This window comes from Bacillus bingmayongensis (assembly GCF_000299035.1).
In the GTDB taxonomy this organism is placed as follows: domain Bacteria; phylum Bacillota; class Bacilli; order Bacillales; family Bacillaceae_G; genus Bacillus_A; species Bacillus_A bingmayongensis.
Genome location: NZ_JH921522.1, coordinates 1 through 15771, shown reverse-complemented (window position 1 = coordinate 15771; position 15771 = coordinate 1). Strand labels below are relative to the sequence as shown.

The 15771-nt window shown below is 38.0% G+C and carries 14 protein-coding genes and 11 tRNA genes; 23 read left to right on the top strand and 2 right to left on the bottom strand.

Annotation, left to right across the window (positions count from 1 at the left end; all coding sequences use genetic code 11):
• Positions 1 to 36 precede the first annotated feature (36 nt).
• The 5 genes from Y7E_RS0126585 to uvsE all read left to right on the top strand — a co-directional run bounded on the left by Y7E_RS0126585 (position 37) and on the right by uvsE (position 7025).
• Positions 37 to 1311, top strand: a complete 1275-nt coding sequence (locus tag Y7E_RS0126585; RefSeq protein ID WP_017154237.1) for an MDR family MFS transporter — start codon at positions 37 to 39, stop codon at positions 1309 to 1311.
• A 279-nt stretch (positions 1312 to 1590) separates the two neighbouring features.
• Complete coding sequence (locus tag Y7E_RS0126580; RefSeq protein WP_017154236.1) at positions 1591 to 2676, top strand: D-alanine--D-alanine ligase; 1086 nt, start codon at positions 1591 to 1593, stop codon at positions 2674 to 2676.
• Between the two features lie 59 nt (positions 2677 to 2735).
• Positions 2736 to 4112 carry a UDP-N-acetylmuramoyl-tripeptide--D-alanyl-D-alanine ligase gene (locus tag Y7E_RS0126575; protein WP_017154235.1) on the top strand — a complete coding sequence of 459 codons (1377 nt, stop codon included), beginning with the start codon at positions 2736 to 2738 and terminating at the stop codon, positions 4110 to 4112.
• A 305-nt stretch (positions 4113 to 4417) separates the two neighbouring features.
• Complete coding sequence (gene cshA, locus Y7E_RS0126570; protein ID WP_017154234.1) at positions 4418 to 5971, top strand: degradosome RNA helicase CshA; 1554 nt, start codon at positions 4418 to 4420, stop codon at positions 5969 to 5971.
• A gap of 91 nt (positions 5972 to 6062) precedes the next feature.
• Entirely contained in the window at positions 6063 to 7025 is a 963-nt protein-coding gene (uvsE, locus tag Y7E_RS0126565) for a UV DNA damage repair endonuclease UvsE (protein ID WP_017154233.1), read from the top strand.
• A 3-nt stretch (positions 7026 to 7028) separates the two neighbouring features.
• Here uvsE and Y7E_RS0126560 read toward each other — a convergent pair whose 3' ends face one another.
• Positions 7029 to 7589 (bottom strand): rhomboid family intramembrane serine protease, encoded by a 561-nt coding sequence (locus Y7E_RS0126560; RefSeq protein WP_017154232.1) that lies wholly within the window; start codon positions 7587 to 7589, stop codon positions 7029 to 7031.
• A gap of 92 nt (positions 7590 to 7681) precedes the next feature.
• On the opposite strand from Y7E_RS0126560, the gene acpS reads away from it, so the two are divergent.
• The 6 genes from acpS (at position 7682) to Y7E_RS0126530 (ending at position 13566) form a co-directional block, all read left to right on the top strand.
• On the top strand, positions 7682 to 8041 hold the full coding sequence (gene acpS / locus Y7E_RS0126555; protein WP_017154231.1) for a holo-ACP synthase: 360 nt from the start codon (positions 7682 to 7684) through the stop codon (positions 8039 to 8041).
• A 156-nt stretch (positions 8042 to 8197) separates the two neighbouring features.
• Positions 8198 to 9148, top strand: coding sequence for a LolA family protein (locus tag Y7E_RS0126550; protein WP_026049361.1), 951 nt, complete (start codon positions 8198 to 8200; stop codon positions 9146 to 9148).
• 121 nt (positions 9149 to 9269) lie between these two features.
• Positions 9270 to 10439, top strand: a complete 1170-nt coding sequence (alr, locus tag Y7E_RS0126545) for an alanine racemase (RefSeq protein WP_017154229.1) — start codon at positions 9270 to 9272, stop codon at positions 10437 to 10439.
• A 250-nt stretch (positions 10440 to 10689) separates the two neighbouring features.
• A complete protein-coding gene (locus Y7E_RS0126540) occupies positions 10690 to 10977 on the top strand; it encodes an antitoxin EndoAI (RefSeq protein ID WP_000004571.1) in 288 nt (95 codons plus the stop codon).
• Positions 10978 to 10981: 4 nt separating this feature from the next.
• Positions 10982 to 11332 (top strand): type II toxin-antitoxin system endoribonuclease NdoA, encoded by a 351-nt coding sequence (gene ndoA / locus Y7E_RS0126535; protein ID WP_000635965.1) that lies wholly within the window; start codon positions 10982 to 10984, stop codon positions 11330 to 11332.
• A 65-nt stretch (positions 11333 to 11397) separates the two neighbouring features.
• Positions 11398 to 13566 (top strand): Tex family protein, encoded by a 2169-nt coding sequence (locus tag Y7E_RS0126530; protein ID WP_017154228.1) that lies wholly within the window; start codon positions 11398 to 11400, stop codon positions 13564 to 13566.
• Between the two features lie 110 nt (positions 13567 to 13676).
• Here Y7E_RS0126530 and cmpA read toward each other — a convergent pair whose 3' ends face one another.
• On the bottom strand, positions 13677 to 13793 hold the full coding sequence (gene cmpA / locus Y7E_RS33000) for a cortex morphogenetic protein CmpA (RefSeq protein WP_017154227.1): 117 nt from the start codon (positions 13791 to 13793) through the stop codon (positions 13677 to 13679).
• Between the two features lie 255 nt (positions 13794 to 14048).
• Here cmpA and Y7E_RS0126520 point away from each other — a divergent pair, with 255 nt between their 5' ends.
• The 12 genes from Y7E_RS0126520 (at position 14049) to Y7E_RS0126465 (ending at position 15732) form a co-directional block, all read left to right on the top strand.
• On the top strand, positions 14049 to 14513 hold the full coding sequence (locus tag Y7E_RS0126520) for a SprT family protein (protein ID WP_017154226.1): 465 nt from the start codon (positions 14049 to 14051) through the stop codon (positions 14511 to 14513).
• A 105-nt stretch (positions 14514 to 14618) separates the two neighbouring features.
• Positions 14619 to 14693 (top strand) — tRNA-Asn (locus tag Y7E_RS0126515).
• Positions 14694 to 14696: 3 nt separating this feature from the next.
• A tRNA-Ser gene (locus Y7E_RS0126510) sits at positions 14697 to 14787 on the top strand.
• A gap of 8 nt (positions 14788 to 14795) precedes the next feature.
• A tRNA-Glu gene (locus tag Y7E_RS0126505) sits at positions 14796 to 14870 on the top strand.
• A 5-nt stretch (positions 14871 to 14875) separates the two neighbouring features.
• A tRNA-Val gene (locus Y7E_RS0126500) sits at positions 14876 to 14951 on the top strand.
• Positions 14952 to 14983: 32 nt separating this feature from the next.
• Positions 14984 to 15060, top strand: a tRNA-Met gene (locus Y7E_RS0126495).
• A gap of 2 nt (positions 15061 to 15062) precedes the next feature.
• Positions 15063 to 15138, top strand: a tRNA-Asp gene (locus Y7E_RS0126490).
• Positions 15139 to 15222: 84 nt separating this feature from the next.
• Positions 15223 to 15297 (top strand) — tRNA-Gln (locus Y7E_RS0126485).
• Between the two features lie 5 nt (positions 15298 to 15302).
• Positions 15303 to 15378: transfer RNA gene (locus Y7E_RS0126480), tRNA-Lys, on the top strand.
• A 13-nt stretch (positions 15379 to 15391) separates the two neighbouring features.
• Positions 15392 to 15472 (top strand) — tRNA-Leu (locus Y7E_RS0126475).
• A 4-nt stretch (positions 15473 to 15476) separates the two neighbouring features.
• Positions 15477 to 15562 (top strand) — tRNA-Leu (locus tag Y7E_RS0126470).
• A 93-nt stretch (positions 15563 to 15655) separates the two neighbouring features.
• Positions 15656 to 15732, top strand: a tRNA-Arg gene (locus tag Y7E_RS0126465).
• Positions 15733 to 15771: the final 39 nt, after the last annotated feature.

Here is a 15771-nt window from a genome sequence, read left to right as displayed (position 1 = left end):
TAAGATAAGGAGTGGTTGATTAAAGGAGTGTTGTAAATGAAAAAGACATGGCGTGAGTTACGAGCGATGGATCGTAACGTATGGATCCGTTTTATAGGAGAAACATTAAATGGAATTGCAATGATGATGTTAATGCCATTTTTTGCATTGTATTTAAAAGATAAGGTAGATTCTTTATTGCAAGTAGGGATTATTATGGCACTTTCTCCAATTGCAGCAAGTTTTGGTTCGCTTATAGGAGGTCGAATTGCTGATATATATGGTAGAAAGCCGATTATGATATTTTCGATGGCGAGTAATGCGGTGTTGATGCTTGGTTTTTTATTTATAGAAGGATTTATTCCTTATGCTATTTTGTCTATTCTTTTAGGATTAAGTAATTCGCTATTTCATCCAGCGGCATCAGCGATGGTAGCAGATGTGACAGCACCTGAAAAGAGGACGGAGGCGTACGGTTTATTACGAATGGGACATAATATTGGGGCAGCAATCGGACCAATTATGGGGGCTTCGGTAGTTGTTCTTTCAAAAAATCTAGTGTTTATTATTGCTTCATCCACAATGCTGTTTTATGCACTTCTTGTGTTAATACTTATTCAAGAAACCATGCCGAAAACTGGATTGAAAGAACAGAAGGATAAAGAAAAGGGATCAGAAGCTGTCTGGAAAGTTGTCTTGCGAGATAAGGTACTAATGATTTATTTGTTGGCCGGTATTATTATTTCCATGGGTTTTTCACAAACAGAAGGTATGCTTCCTCTTCATTTTGATAATGAAATGAAAGAAATCTTTGGTAAAAATAACCCGTATCCATATTTAATGGCTTTAAATGGCTTACTAGTTGTCTTATTCCAATTTCAAATTTCAAAATGGGCAACAGATAAACCTGTTGGAAAGACGATGTTATATGGGGCGTGGTTATTTGGAATTGGATTGTTTTTCATCGGTTGGCTTCCAAAGTGGTTTGGTGAATTTGGAACAAATGCTACGGTTATTTTAATAACATTATTTGTTGTCTATGCGGTCTATACGCTAGGTGAAATGATTATGTCGCCTGTGCAAATGACGTTTGTAGCCAATTTAGCACCGGAACATTTACGAGGGACATATATGGGTGCAGCAAGCTTGCAGTGGATTACAGGAAATGCATTCGGCCCGCTTCTTGGCGGACTATTACTTGATCGATCGCTAGGGCACTTATTGTTCACGATTTTAGGGGTAGGATGTGTAGTAGCAGGTATTGTATATATTTCTTTAGATCGCCTTGTAGAACAAAGACAAAAGGAAATTGTGACGAAACAGTCTTCATAATTAATAGGTGACATACACAAAAAGCGGTATTTCTTCATATATATTAGGTACATAACTAGAACAGGTTATAACACAGCTTTGTTGTAAGGAAAGGATATGAATCTAGAATAACTTTTCATAAAAATGCAATTGGTGAAACCGTTCTGTCATTTATTTCTCTATTTGTAGGCAGTAAGATCCCTGTTGAGAAAAGTTTCACTTTATTTTAAATAGGAACTGTCTATTTTTATAAAAAGTGCTAAAATAGAAAAATGAAAACAATTGGTTAGGGTGATTTCATTGACGAAAATTAAATTAGGTTTATTATATGGTGGAAAATCAGCAGAGCATCAAGTTTCATTACAAACAGCTCTTGCTGCTATAAAAGCATTAAATCAAGAAAAATTCGAGATTCATCCGATTTATATTACAGAGCAAGGACAATGGATGCGTGGTGAACGCATTGAAGGTGAAGTAACAAGCGTGCAAGCTTTACAAATGAATGGAGAGGAAAATGCAATTTCTCCAGTATCATTAAGTACAGAAATTATCCCGTCTTCTTCTAAGCAAGAAGAGGCGATTGATGTTATTTTCCCATTGTTACACGGACCAAATGGTGAAGATGGAACGGTACAAGGGTTGTTAGAATTAATGAATATTCCATACGTTGGGAATGGTGTGTTAGCATCAGCTGCTGGTATGGATAAAGTTGTTATGAAAAATATCTTTGCGGAAGCTGGATTAAAACAAGCGAAGTACGCATCTTGCATTCGCAGTGTATGGGAGAAAAACCCTCAAGCTGCTTATGAAAAGGTAGAAGAAGTATTAGGCTACCCATGCTTTGTTAAACCAGCAAACCTTGGATCAAGTGTTGGTATCAATAAATGTAAAGATCGTGAAGAATTAGAAAAAGCATTTGAAGAAGCGTTCCAATTTGACCGCAAGATTATTGTAGAAGAAAATATTGTAGGTCGTGAAGTGGAAGTTGGCGTTTTAGGTAATGATGAGCCAAAATACTCTGTTGTCGGTGAAATTGTACCGAAGAAAGAGTTTTATGATTATAAATCAAAATACATTGATGGTGATACGGCATTAATTATTCCAGCTGAAATTACAGAAGAAGAGTCGGCAACGATTCAAAGAGATGCAATTCGTGCATTCCAATCTTTAGATGGTGCTGGATTAACAAGAGCGGATTTCTTCTTAACGAAAGGCGGAGAAGTATATATTAATGAAGTAAATACAATGCCAGGATTTACGCCATTTAGTATGTTCCCGCTGCTATGGCAACACACGGGCTTGCCGTATCCGGAGTTAATTGAAGAATTAATTCAGTTGGCGATTGAGCGTCACGAAGAAAAGCAAAAAATTAAATATACAATCTAACAAAAAGGGGGAAGCACTATTCAAGAGAATAGTGCTTCATCTATGTAAGGAGTGTTTTTATGATAAAGCGAATGTTAAAACAAGTAGAACAAATGGTAAGTGGTGCCGGCTTAGTAGAACAATATAGCGAAATGACTATACAAGGCGTATCAATTGATACACGAAAAATAGAAAAAGGTAACTTATATGTTCCGATTCAAGGTAATCGCTTTGATGGTCATAATTTTGTAGATAAAGCAATTGAAAATGGTGCTGTAGCTACGCTTTGGAAAAAGGATGTACAAAATCCACCTACGAATATACCGGTGATTTTTGTAGAAGATACATTAGAAGCGCTGCAAACATTAGCAAAAAGCTACCGTGATCAGTTAGATGTAAAAGTTATAGGTGTAACAGGAAGTAACGGCAAAACGTCTACGAAAGATATTGTGACAAGCCTCCTTGCAACCAAATTTAAGGTTCAAAAAACAGAGGGTAACTTTAATAACCATATCGGTTTGCCGCTTACTATTTTAAATCTAGAAGAAAATACAGAAATGGCTGTATTAGAGATGGGAATGTCTAGCCTGGGTGAAATTGAATTTTTATCTAAGTTGGCTCGCCCGAACGCTGCAATCATTACAAATATTGGAGAAGCGCATTTAATGGATTTAGGATCCCGCGATGCGATTGCTGAGGCGAAACTCGAAATCGTTACAGGATTACAAGATGGTGGAGTTTTTGTATACAATGGGGATGAGCCGCTTTTAACAAATCGTGTTCCAAAGATGAATTTAGCAGCAGAAACTGTTACGTTTGGTGATGCGAGAGCGAATGATTATTATCCAACCTCTGTAACATTACAGGCGACTGGCACTCATTTCAAGATGAACCAGGCAGAAAATGTTACATTTTCTCTACCGGTTCTTGGAAAACATAATGTATATAATACATTGGCATCAATGGCAATTGCGAAATATTTTGGTGTAACGTGGGAAGAGATGAAGCAAGGCCTACTAACACTCAAAATGACAGGTATGCGTATGGAAATTGTAAAAACAGATAGTGGATTAACGATTATTAATGACGCATATAATGCAAGTCCAACAGCAATGGAAGCAGCATTCCATTTAATGAATGGTTTAGATGGATTTTCGAAAAAAATTGTTGTTCTTGGGGATATGTTAGAGCTTGGTGATCAAGAAGTACAATTTCACTATGAAGTGGGTAAGTTAATTGACCCTGCGCGAATTTCCTATATATTTACGTACGGTAAACTAGGAGCACAAATTGCTGAAGGAGCAAAAATTAACTTTTCTAATGAGCGTGTGAAAGCATATGATAATAAAGAAGAGCTTGTGAAAGATTTAAAGGCTGTTGTTGATATGAAAGATGTTGTATTAGTAAAAGCATCTCGTGGAATGAAATTGGAAGAAGTCATTACGATGTTGAAATAATTGGTGCATGTAAATAGGGATGACAGATACAAAAATAGCGGAAACTGCTAATAAGCGCTTACAGTAAAAAAATAAAAAATAAAAGTGAAGAAAAAAGCTCTTTATATGAAATAAGGTAACAGTTGGGTTTGCTTTTTGCACATACAAAACTTATAATTGATAAAGTGTAATAACGTTTAGAAGTATTTTCGCGAAGAATATACGCCCGTTTATATACGTGAGCATTCAGGAAAAGGGCTTTTCCGCAAATTCGGAAAACGCCTTTTTTTAAATGATAAGTATAGGATAGAAAAGGAGAAGTAACATTGACAACATTTCGAGAATTAGGATTAAGTGATTCTTTACTGCAATCTGTTGAAAGTATGGGCTTTGAAGAGGCTACGCCAATTCAAGCTGAAACAATTCCACATGCATTGCAAGGTAAAGACATTATTGGGCAAGCACAAACAGGTACAGGGAAAACAGCAGCATTCGGATTACCACTATTAGACAAAGTGGATACACATAAAGAATCAGTTCAAGGTATTGTTATCGCGCCAACGCGTGAATTAGCAATTCAAGTTGGAGAAGAACTTTACAAAATTGGTAAACATAAACGTGTTCGTATTTTACCAATCTATGGTGGCCAAGATATTAACCGCCAAATTCGTGCTCTAAAAAAACACCCACACATTATTGTTGGTACGCCGGGTCGTATTTTAGATCATATTAACCGTAAGACACTTCGTCTACAAAACGTAGAAACTGTTGTTCTTGACGAAGCAGATGAAATGTTAAACATGGGCTTCATTGAAGATATTGAAGCGATTTTAACAGATGTGCCAGAAACACATCAAACATTATTATTCTCAGCAACAATGCCAGATCCAATCCGTCGTATTGCTGAGCGTTTCATGACTGAGCCTCAGCACATTAAAGTAAAAGCAAAAGAAGTAACAATGCCAAACATTCAGCAATTCTATTTAGAAGTGCAAGAAAAGAAAAAGTTTGACGTGTTAACACGCTTATTAGATATTCAATCTCCAGAGCTTGCAATCGTATTTGGTCGCACAAAGCGTCGTGTGGATGAGTTATCAGAAGCATTAAACTTACGCGGTTATGCAGCAGAAGGTATTCATGGTGATTTAACGCAAGCGAAACGTATGTCTGTATTGCGTAAATTTAAAGAAGGTTCTATTGAAGTTCTTGTTGCAACAGACGTTGCAGCGCGTGGCCTTGATATTTCAGGTGTAACACACGTATACAACTTCGATATTCCACAAGATCCAGAATCATACGTTCACCGTATTGGTCGTACTGGCCGTGCTGGTAAAAAAGGTATTGCAATGCTATTTGTAACGCCACGTGAATCAGGACAATTAAAAAATATCGAGCGTACAACAAAACGTAAAATGGACCGCATGAATGCACCGACACTTGACGAAGCGTTAGAAGGTCAACAACGTTTAATCGCAGAAAAACTTCAAAGCACAATTGAAAATGATAACTTATCATACTACAAACGTATTGCAGAAGAAATGTTAGAAGAAAATGATTCTGTAACTGTTGTAGCAGCTGCTTTAAAAATGATGACAAAAGAACCAGATACAACACCGATTTCTTTAACATCAGAACCACCTGTAGTTTCAAGAGGTTCTAAAAAGCGCGGTGGTAACGGAAGTGGATACCGTGATGGTAACCGTAACCGTAGTCGCGATGGGCGTGGTGGCGGTGACGGCCGTAATCGTGATCGCAACCGTGATGGTCGCAATCGTGACGGTAACCGTAACCGTGGTCGTAAAGGTGAAGGTCAAGGTCGCCCGGGATCTTCAAATGGACGCGGTGAAAGAAAACATCATAGCCGTAAGCCACAAGCTTAATAAAAGAGAGGATGTCCAAAAAAAGGGCATCCTTTTTTATTTGTGTAATTGCGCATACTACATAATAAGTTGTATAGAAAAGAGGGGCTTTATGCTTGTAAGACTTGGTTATGTAGCGATGAGTGTACACTTGAAAAATGCATCTCCTTCTCAAACGATGACATATGCACAGTTTCAACGTATGAAAGATCGGGAGGCGGCGATTCATAAGCTTGAAAGAATTGCTAATTCTAATTTAGAAAATTGTTTGCGGTTATTAAAACATAATAAGGGACATGATATATCCTTTTTTCGGCTTAGCTCAAAATTAATTCCTTTAGCAAACCATGAAGAATTGCTCGATTGGAATTATATTCGTCCTTTAAAGGAGAATTTAAAAGGGTTAGGTGAATTTGCACATCAGATGAACATGAGAATCGATTTTCACCCGGATCATTTTGTTGTATTAAATTCACCGCAAGAAAATATTTTTAAACAGTCGGTAAAAACGCTTCAGATGCACCGAAAGTTGCTAAAGGGAATGGGGATAAAACGAGGACATCGCTGCGTGTTACATGTTGGTGGTGGATATAATGATAAAGAACTTGCATTAGAACATTTCATTGAAAATTGGTCCAACGTTCCTGCAAGTATTCAAGAAATGATTATGTTAGAAAATGATGATACGACTTTTTCATTAAAAGAAACGTTATATTTAGGTGAAAAACTGGAAATTCCGATTGTATTTGATTTGCACCATCATATGATGAATAACGATAAAGAGGATTGGTATGAAGATTGGGAACGTGTAGTGAATACTTGGAAAGTGTCTTTATTGCCAATCAAAATGCATATTTCTAGTCCGCGAAAAGGAAAGGATCCTAGAGCTCATGCGGATTTTATTGATGCAGATACATTTTTATCTTTGTTACAGAAAATCAAAGGTAGCGTTTCGCAAATAGATTGTATGATTGAAGCGAAAAAGAAGGATGAGTCTTTATTTCAATTAATGCGAGATCTTGGTGCAAAACCAGAGGTGGAAATAGTCGATGGTGGGAGCTTTTATGTTAAATAAGCTCTACACCATCTTTTCTTTTGTTAAAAATGGAGTGCAAATACCACCAATTAGTAGTCCAGTTAAATGGCTAATAGGATTAGCGGAAGGATTAGAGAAGGTGAAAAGAAGTAATAGAAATATAATTGAAGAAAAGAAAACTAATTCTTTTGGCTGAGAAGACTGGTGGCGACTATACAAAAGAAAAAGTTGTGAACCAAGTAATCCGAAAATACCACCTGATGCGCCGGCATGAACATACCCGATGGGCATAATAATATAAGAAAAAATATTGCCGCTAATGCCGGCGGCGAAAAATAAAATAGGGAAGCGAATGCTGCCTAGTTGTTTTTCGATAGATTGACCGAGCAGAAATAGACAAATGCTATTAGAAAGAAAGTGCTGAAAGTCTACATGTATAAATAGAGAGGTTATAAACCGCCACCATTCACCTTTAGAAATATATTCATTGTAAGCAGCTAAAGTAGGAAAGAAAAAATCTCCAAGTATCATCATGATTAGTTGCAAGCAAAGTAAAGAGAGAACGACGGGTTGTAAGGGAGTCCGCATATATGGAATTGGCATTTTATATTTTCACTCCTTTTGCATCAGAAAGATTCTCTGTTATTCTTACAATATGAATGAAGGAAGATAAATAGAAGAAGGGGACTTTTGAAATGATTATAGGGATTGGAATTGATATTATCGAACTGAATCGAATTGAAAAAATGCTAGATGGAAAGCTTAAATTTATGGAGCGTATTTTAACTGAGGAGGAACGTAGTGTTGCTTCTGAATTAAAAGGGAATCGTCTTGTAGAATTTGTAGCGGGAAGGTTTGCAGCGAAAGAAGCGTATTCTAAAGCGGTTGGAACTGGTATCGGAAAAGAAGTAAGCTTTTTAGATATTGAAATAAAAAATGATGATAGAGGCAAGCCGATTCTCGCTGCAAATACGGAGCATATCGTTCATCTGTCAATCAGTCATAGTAGAGAGTTTGCAGTGGCCCAGGTTGTTTTAGAAAGCTCGTCACGCTAGTCTGCATATTTTATATCTTTGTCTCATATATTTGAGTTAGCGATAAGGAAGAAATATCTTCCATTCATTTATAGGGGCAAAGGGGCTGAAATGATGAAAAGGCGGCTATTTTTAGTTATTGTCGGTTTATTGACCGTTTTCGTGTTAGCGGGTTGTATGGAAAAAAAACAAGAAGATGTCGTACGAGATTTAGAAGCCAAGGTTAAGGGTATGAAAAGTTATCAAGCAGAAGCGAAATTATCTATTAAAACGGGAAATGAACCACAAGAGTATAATGTGGAAGTTTGGCATAAAGAACCTTCTTATTATCGTGTAAATTTAAAAAATACAAAGAAAGATCAGAGTCAAATCATTTTAAGAAATAATGAAGGTGTATTTGTGTTAACACCAGCTCTTAATAAAAGTTTTCGATTTCAAAGCGACTGGCCGCAAAATAGCAGTCAGGCTTACTTATATGAGTCACTTGTAAGAGACATCTTACAGGATGAGAAAAATCTTTCATTTGAGAAAACAGATAAATATTATGTGTTTAAGACAAAAACGAATTATCACCATCAAAATATGCTACCGAAGCAAGAAATTAAATTTAATAAAAGTGATTTAGCACCCGTTTCGGTAAAATTGATGGATAATGATCAAAATGTTCTTGTGAAAGTAGATTTTTCAAAAGTGAAGTTTGATACAAAATTTGATAAGGGTGCATTTGATACGAAACAAAATATGTCAAGGGCGCAAGTGGATGTACAAACAACTGTGAAAGAAGACAAACCATTTGCTGTTCTATATCCACGTGATACTCCGCAAGGGATGGTTTTAAATGAAGAGAAAGAGTTGAAGACAGACAGTGGCAAGCGTGCGATACTCACATACACTGGAAATAAGAAATCTTTTACATTAATACAAGAAAAAGCGAAGGTTGCTGAAGCTTCAGCGTCAATAAGTGTAAGTGGAGAGTTAGTCGATCTTGGTTTTACAATTGGTGCCCTAGCAAAAGATTCATTAACATGGTCGCATGACGGAGTGGAATATATGCTCGTGTCTAAAGGTTTAAAATCAGATGAGCTGTTAATGATAGCTCGTTCTGTCGCAGCAAAGCAGGAGAAATAAACTTCTTAGACGTGGTGAAGTATATGCACCACGTTTTTTCTTGTTTTGAGGGATGGATTTCATAAAAAGACGAATATAAAAGAATGAGCTTCGCATATCGTATATAAGGAAGTGTTGTTTTATGGAAGAATCATCATTTTACCGTGATACGTGGGTAGAAGTGAATTTGGATGCAATTTACAACAATGTAACGCGCATTAAAGAACTCATTCCGGAAAGAGTTGAGATTTTTGCTGTAGTAAAAGGGAATGCATATGGACATGACTATGTTCCTGTAGCCAGAACTGCGTTAGAGGCCGGGGCAACAAGGCTAGCTGTTGCCTTTTTGGATGAGGCATTAGTACTTCGCCGAGCAGGTATTACCGCGCCAATTTTAGTATTAGGTCCTTCATCACCACGTGTTGTGAATGTAGCTGCTGAAAATGATGTGGCATTAACTGTTTTTCAAAAAGAGTGGGTCGAGGAAGCTGTAGAAATTTGGGATAGCGCGGTACCGTTACGTTTTCATATTAATTTCGATAGTGGTATGGGAAGAATTGGAATTCGAGAACGTAAAGAACTTAAAGGGTTTTTGCATAGCTTAAAATATGCTCCATCTTTTGAATTAGAAGGAGTGTATACGCATTTTTCAACAGCGGATGAAGTGGAAACCTATTATTTTGATAAGCAATATAATACGTTTTTGGAACAGTTAAGTTGGCTTGAGGAATTTGGAGTAGATCCAGAGTTCATTCATGCGGCTAATAGTGCAGCTGCTATGAGGTTTCATGGCATTACATTCAATGCTGTTAGACTAGGGATTGCAATGTATGGATTATCACCTTCTGTAGAAATACGCCCTTTTTTACCGATTAAATTAGAACCTGCTCTTTCACTTCATACGAGAGTTGCTCATATTAAACAAGTTATTAAAGGTGATGGAATTAGTTATGGTGTCACTTATCGGACGAAGACGGAAGAGTGGATAGCAACGGTACCGATTGGGTATGCAGATGGTTGGCTTAGAAGATTGCAAGGATTTAAAGTACTTGTGAATGGGAAAAGAGTTCCTATTGTAGGCCGGGTTACAATGGATCAATTTATGATCCACCTTCCTTGTGAGGTCTCCCTTGGAACAAAGGTAACGCTTATCGGAAGACAGGGTGACCAATATATTAGTGCGACTGAGGTTGCGGAGTATTCAGGAACCATTAACTATGAAATTATTACAACAATAAGCTTTCGAGTTCCTCGTATATTTATACGAGATGGTAAAGTTGTCGAAGTCATAAATTATTTAAATGATATATAAGTAAGTATTTTTGCGATAGCCATTACCTGTTAGTTATCAAAAGTGATGGAAGCTCCCGTGGATGGGAATTTCGTTTCATTTCTTATTAGAAAGAGATAAAAAGTAAAAGAAAGTGAATGTTTTGTTTGTGAATTGGAAAACATAAACAAGGAATAAGGAAGTCTTTGCAACAGGCCCCATACAATGGTATTATTACAATAGGTGTCATATATATATTTGGGTGTGTAGTTGACGGTGGAGGTGTATTTTTGTGTCCGAATCAAGTGTAACTACTGAAATCGTGGTTCGGTTGCCGAAGCAAGTGGTAACGGAATTGGACGGAATTGGAAAACAAGAGAATAAGAATCGCCATGAACTAATTTGCCAGGCAACACAACTGTTATTGCGTCAACATAAGACGAAGAAACGCTACCAACATGAATCCATGCGACGTGGGTATATTGAAATGGGAAAAATTAATCTTGGTATTGCATCTGAAGCTTTCTTAGCAGAGTATGAAGCAGCTCATACAGTAGAACGCTTAGTTAGCGGGGGGTAATATTTTGATTGTAAAACGCGGCGACGTGTATTTTGCAGACCTTTCCCCAGTTGTTGGTTCTGAGCAAGGAGGCGTTCGTCCGGTTCTTGTCATTCAAAATGACATCGGAAATCGTTTTAGTCCGACTGTGATTGTGGCGGCTATTACTGCACAGATTCAGAAAGCAAAATTGCCCACACATGTGGAAATTGATGCGAAAAAGTACGGGTTTGAGAGGGATTCGGTTATCTTGCTTGAGCAAATCCGAACAATCGATAAACAGCGCTTAACGGACAAAATCACTCATTTAGATGAAGTGATGATGAGTCGTGTAGATGAAGCTCTGCAAATTAGTTTAGGACTAATAGATTTTTAAATCGGCAGTTTAAGTTGCTCTCTTTAAGGGGCAACTTTTTTTATTAGAGGAGGTTTCGGTTGTATATGGAAACGGTAGATAATCGACAAGCGTTAATGAAAATGCTAGTGAAAGAATTAGGCTTTACAGAAAAGCAAGTTCGTCATGTTATTCAATTAACAGAAGAAGGTAACACAGTTCCATTTATTGCTCGTTACCGAAAAGAATGGACAGGTTCTCTAGATGAAGTGCAAATTCGTACCATCTTAGAAAGATGGCAATATATGATGCAACTTGAAGATCGAAAAGAAGAGGTTCTTCGTCTGATTCATGAAAAGGGAAAATTAACAGAAGAGTTACGTCGTCATATTGTATCTGCAACAAAACTACAAGAAGTAGAAGATTTGTATCGTCCTTATAAAGAAAAAAGAAGAACAAAAGCGACAATTGCAAAGGATAAGGGACTCGAGCCGTTAGCGGAGTGGTTACTTCTATTTACAAAAGAAGACCCAAAAGATAAGGCAAAGGGATTTGTGAATATCGAGAAAGAAGTACAATCTGCCGAAGAAGCATTGCAAGGCGCTCAAGATATTATTGCAGAAATCGTATCAGATGATGCTGCATATCGTAGTTGGATTCGCAATATTACTTTCAAAAAAGGAATGATGTCTTCCTCTGTAAAAGATGAAGAGAAAGATGAAAAAAACATATATGAGATGTATTACGGTTATGAAGAGCCAATCCAAAAAATTGTACCGCATCGTGTGTTAGCTATAAATCGTGGCGAGAAGGAAGAAGTACTAAAAGTTGTTGTTATTCCACCAACAGAAGAGGTTGTGCGTTTTCTACATAAAAAAGTGATTCGTGATGAATCCTCCAAAAGTGCATTGTATGTACAATTAGCAATTGAAGATGGATATAAGCGATTAATTCAACCGTCAATCGAAAGGGAGATTCGTAAAGAATTAACTGAAACGGCAGAAGAGCAAGCAATTCACATTTTTTCTGAGAATTTACGTAATTTATTATTACAGCCACCGATGAAAGGGAAGGTAGTATTAGCGGTAGATCCTGCGTATCGAACAGGATGTAAGTTAGCGGTAGTAGATGATACAGGGAAAGTTCTGCATATTGATGTCATTTACCCGCATCCACCTGTTCGAAAATATGAAGATGCAAAAACAAAAGTTATTTCTATTATAGAAAAATATCAGGTTCAGATGATTGCGATTGGAAATGGTACGGCTTCTAGAGAGACGGAAGAGTTTATAGTAGATGTTTTACAATTAGTACAGCAAGACGTATTTTATATTATTGTCAATGAAGCTGGTGCTAGTGTATATTCAGCTTCTGATTTGGCTCGTGAAGAATTTCCAGAGTTTCAAGTTGAGGAAAGAAGTGCTGTTTCGATTGGAAGACGTCTGCAAGATCCGCTTGCCGAACTTGTGAAAATTGATCCAAAATCAGTTGGGGTAGGACAATATCAGCATGATGTATCACAAAAGAGATTAAATGAATCATTAACATTTGTCGTGGAAACAGCTGTTAACCAAGTAGGAGTGAATGTGAATACAGCTTCTGTAGCGTTATTGCAATACGTTTCGGGATTATCAAAAACAGTTGCGAAAAATATTGTAAGTAAACGTGAAGAAGATGGAAAATTTACAAAGCGCACAGAGTTAAAGAAAATACCACGGCTAGGTGCCAAAACGTATGAACAATGCATTGGTTTCTTACGTATACTAGAAGGTGAAAATCCACTTGATAGAACGGGTATTCATCCAGAGCAGTATAAAAATGTTGAATTACTATTAAAAAGTTTAGGGTTATCGATTAATGATGTAGGACAACCACATTTACAACAGTGTTTAGAAGGAGTGGAGCTTTCTAAATTATCTCAAGAGACGAATATTGGTGAGCCGACATTAATCGATATTATAGACGCTTTAATTAGTCCAGAACGAGATATGCGTGATGAATTGCCAAAACCACTTTTGAAAAAGGGCATTCTCAAATTAGAAGATTTAAAGCGTGGCATGGAGTTGGAAGGAACTGTTCGAAATGTTGTTGACTTTGGCGCATTTGTCGATATTGGTGTGAAACAAGATGGTTTAGTGCATATTTCTAAACTGAGCAAACAGTTTGTGAAGCACCCGTTAGATGTGGTCTCTGTTGGACAAATTGTAAAGGTATGGGTAGATGATGTTGATATGAAAAAAGGACGTGTTGCCTTATCGATGTTACCTATTGAATAAGAATGGGAAGAGAGCAGGTGTAGCGCTGCTCTTTTTTCGTGAACGGATGGTTAGTGGGATTTTAATCGGTGGGGGAGGCTTCATCCCCCACTGATTAAACGTTCACTTTATCAGGAATTTTGATGTGTTTTGCTATAATAAAACCAGCATTCATTTAGTAACTTAATTTGATACCGGTTTTTTTCAAAATATGCACGCTGCATTTGTTTTCGGAGCCACGTAGGCATAAGAATCCCTCCTTGTTTAATCCGGCTCTAACAAGTAGTCCCCATAGACCAAGATAAAGATTCAAAGTAAATGGAAAACTCAATCTTGGGAACTGCTTATAAGAGTTTGGTTAGCGAAGTTCTATGAACGGATGAGGGAGAAGACGGTTTATAGAAGCTGCGCTTTTTGAATGAGGATGGGTATATGTACTATTTAATATATGTATAAGAAAGAAGAAAAGTGTAAGTTTATTTTTAGTTTTTGGGGGAATAAAAATGGATGGAAAAGAAATTCAAAGACTTGTAGAAGAAATATCGTTACAATATTTCGGGAGGGCTTTTTTGCATAAAGCAATGTTCAATAAACGACTACGTACAACTGGTGGGAGGTATTTGTTACGAAGTCATAATATAGAATTAAACTATCGTTATTATGAAGTGTATGGAAAAGAAGAACTAATTGGTATTATTAAGCATGAGCTGTGTCATTATCATTTGCATATTATGGGAAGAGGGTATCAACATCGTGATCGAGATTTTCGTCAGTTATTGAAGGAGGTTGGAGCCCCTAGATTTTGTAAGCGGATAGCGGGAGTGAGAAAAGAGTCTAAAACACATGTGTATGAATGTATAGCATGTACTCTTCGATATGTAAGAAGACGTCAAATTAATACAAAAAGATATGTTTGCGGGAAGTGTAAGGGTAGATTAAAAGAGATAAAAAAACACCTTGACAGTTAAAAATCAATCCAGTATATTATAAACATGTCACGTTTGTACAAGATATTGTATAAGCGACTTGACTTATAATATGAATTTATATAAGATGTAAATTGTCTTTATTATTCCGCAGTAGCTCAGTGGTAGAGCTATCGGCTGTTAACCGATCGGTCGTAGGTTCGAGTCCTACCTGCGGAGCCATACAGAGAAGTACCCAAGTGGCTCAAGGGGCTCCCCTGCTAAGGGAGTAGATCGCTAACGCGGTGCGAGGGTTCGAATCCCTTCTTCTCTGCCATTCATATTGGCCCGTTGGTCAAGTGGTTAAGACACCGCCCTTTCACGGCGGTAACACGGGTTCGAATCCCGTACGGGTCACCACTTTCGGAGGATTAGCTCAGCTGGGAGAGCACCTGCCTTACAAGCAGGGGGTCGGCGGTTCGATCCCGTCATCCTCCACCATATATTAAATATAAGTATATAAATAGTATCGTCGCGGGGTGGAGCAGTCCGGTAGCTCGTCGGGCTCATAACCCGAAGGTCGCAGGTTCAAATCCTGTCCCCGCAACCAATGGTCCCGTGGTGTAGTGGTTAACATGCCTGCCTGTCACGCAGGAGATCGCCGGTTCGACCCCGGTCGGGACCGCCATTTTAACTTCTGCTAATAAGCAGTTGTTTTTTATTGCTAATCGTGATATAATGATTTTTGTCACTAAAAAGGAATATCTTTCGATGGGCTATAGCCAAGCGGTAAGGCAACGGACTTTGACTCCGTCATGCGCTGGTTCGAATCCAGCTAGCCCAGCCATTTACGAGCCATTAGCTCAGTTGGTAGAGCATCTGACTTTTAATCAGAGGGTCGAAGGTTCGAGTCCTTCATGGCTCACCATTTATAATAATCCGCGGGTGTGGCGGAATTGGCAGACGCACCAGACTTAGGATCTGGCGCCTTTGGCGTGGGGGTTCGACTCCCTTCACCCGCATTATGCGGTCGTGGCGGAATGGCAGACGCGCTAGGTTGAGGGCCTAGTGGGGGAAACCCCGTGGAGGTTCAAGTCCTCTCGGCCGCACCAAAGAAAAAATAAAAAAGTGCTTGCATTTAAAAATGCAGTGTGATAAGATAATTGAGTCGCCAAAACACAACGATGACAAAACATCATGAATAAGCGCCCGTAGCTCAATTGGATAGAGCGTTTGACTACGGATCAAGAGGTTAGGGGTTCGACTCCTCTCGGGCGCGCCATAACGGGAAGTGGCTCAGCTTGGTAGAGCACCTGGTTTG

Bases quoted from the DNA above. Each gene is read 5' to 3' on its own strand.
- Y7E_RS0126585 (WP_017154237.1), top strand. From the start codon at position 37: ATGAAAAAGACATGGCGTGAGTTACGAGCGATGGATCGTAACGTATGG.
- Y7E_RS0126575 (WP_017154235.1), top strand. From the start codon at position 2,736: ATGATAAAGCGAATGTTAAAACAAGTAGAACAAATGGTAAGTGGTGCC.
- uvsE (WP_017154233.1), top strand. From the start codon at position 6,063: ATGCTTGTAAGACTTGGTTATGTAGCGATGAGTGTACACTTGAAAAAT.
- Y7E_RS0126560 (WP_017154232.1), bottom strand. From the start codon at position 7,589: ATGCCAATTCCATATATGCGGACTCCCTTACAACCCGTCGTTCTCTCT.
- acpS (WP_017154231.1), top strand. From the start codon at position 7,682: ATGATTATAGGGATTGGAATTGATATTATCGAACTGAATCGAATTGAA.
- Y7E_RS0126550 (WP_026049361.1), top strand. From the start codon at position 8,198: ATGGAAAAAAAACAAGAAGATGTCGTACGAGATTTAGAAGCCAAGGTT.
- alr (WP_017154229.1), top strand. From the start codon at position 9,270: ATGGAAGAATCATCATTTTACCGTGATACGTGGGTAGAAGTGAATTTG.
- Y7E_RS0126530 (WP_017154228.1), top strand. From the start codon at position 11,398: ATGGAAACGGTAGATAATCGACAAGCGTTAATGAAAATGCTAGTGAAA.
- cmpA (WP_017154227.1), bottom strand. From the start codon at position 13,793: ATGCCTACGTGGCTCCGAAAACAAATGCAGCGTGCATATTTTGAAAAA.
- Y7E_RS0126520 (WP_017154226.1), top strand. From the start codon at position 14,049: ATGGATGGAAAAGAAATTCAAAGACTTGTAGAAGAAATATCGTTACAA.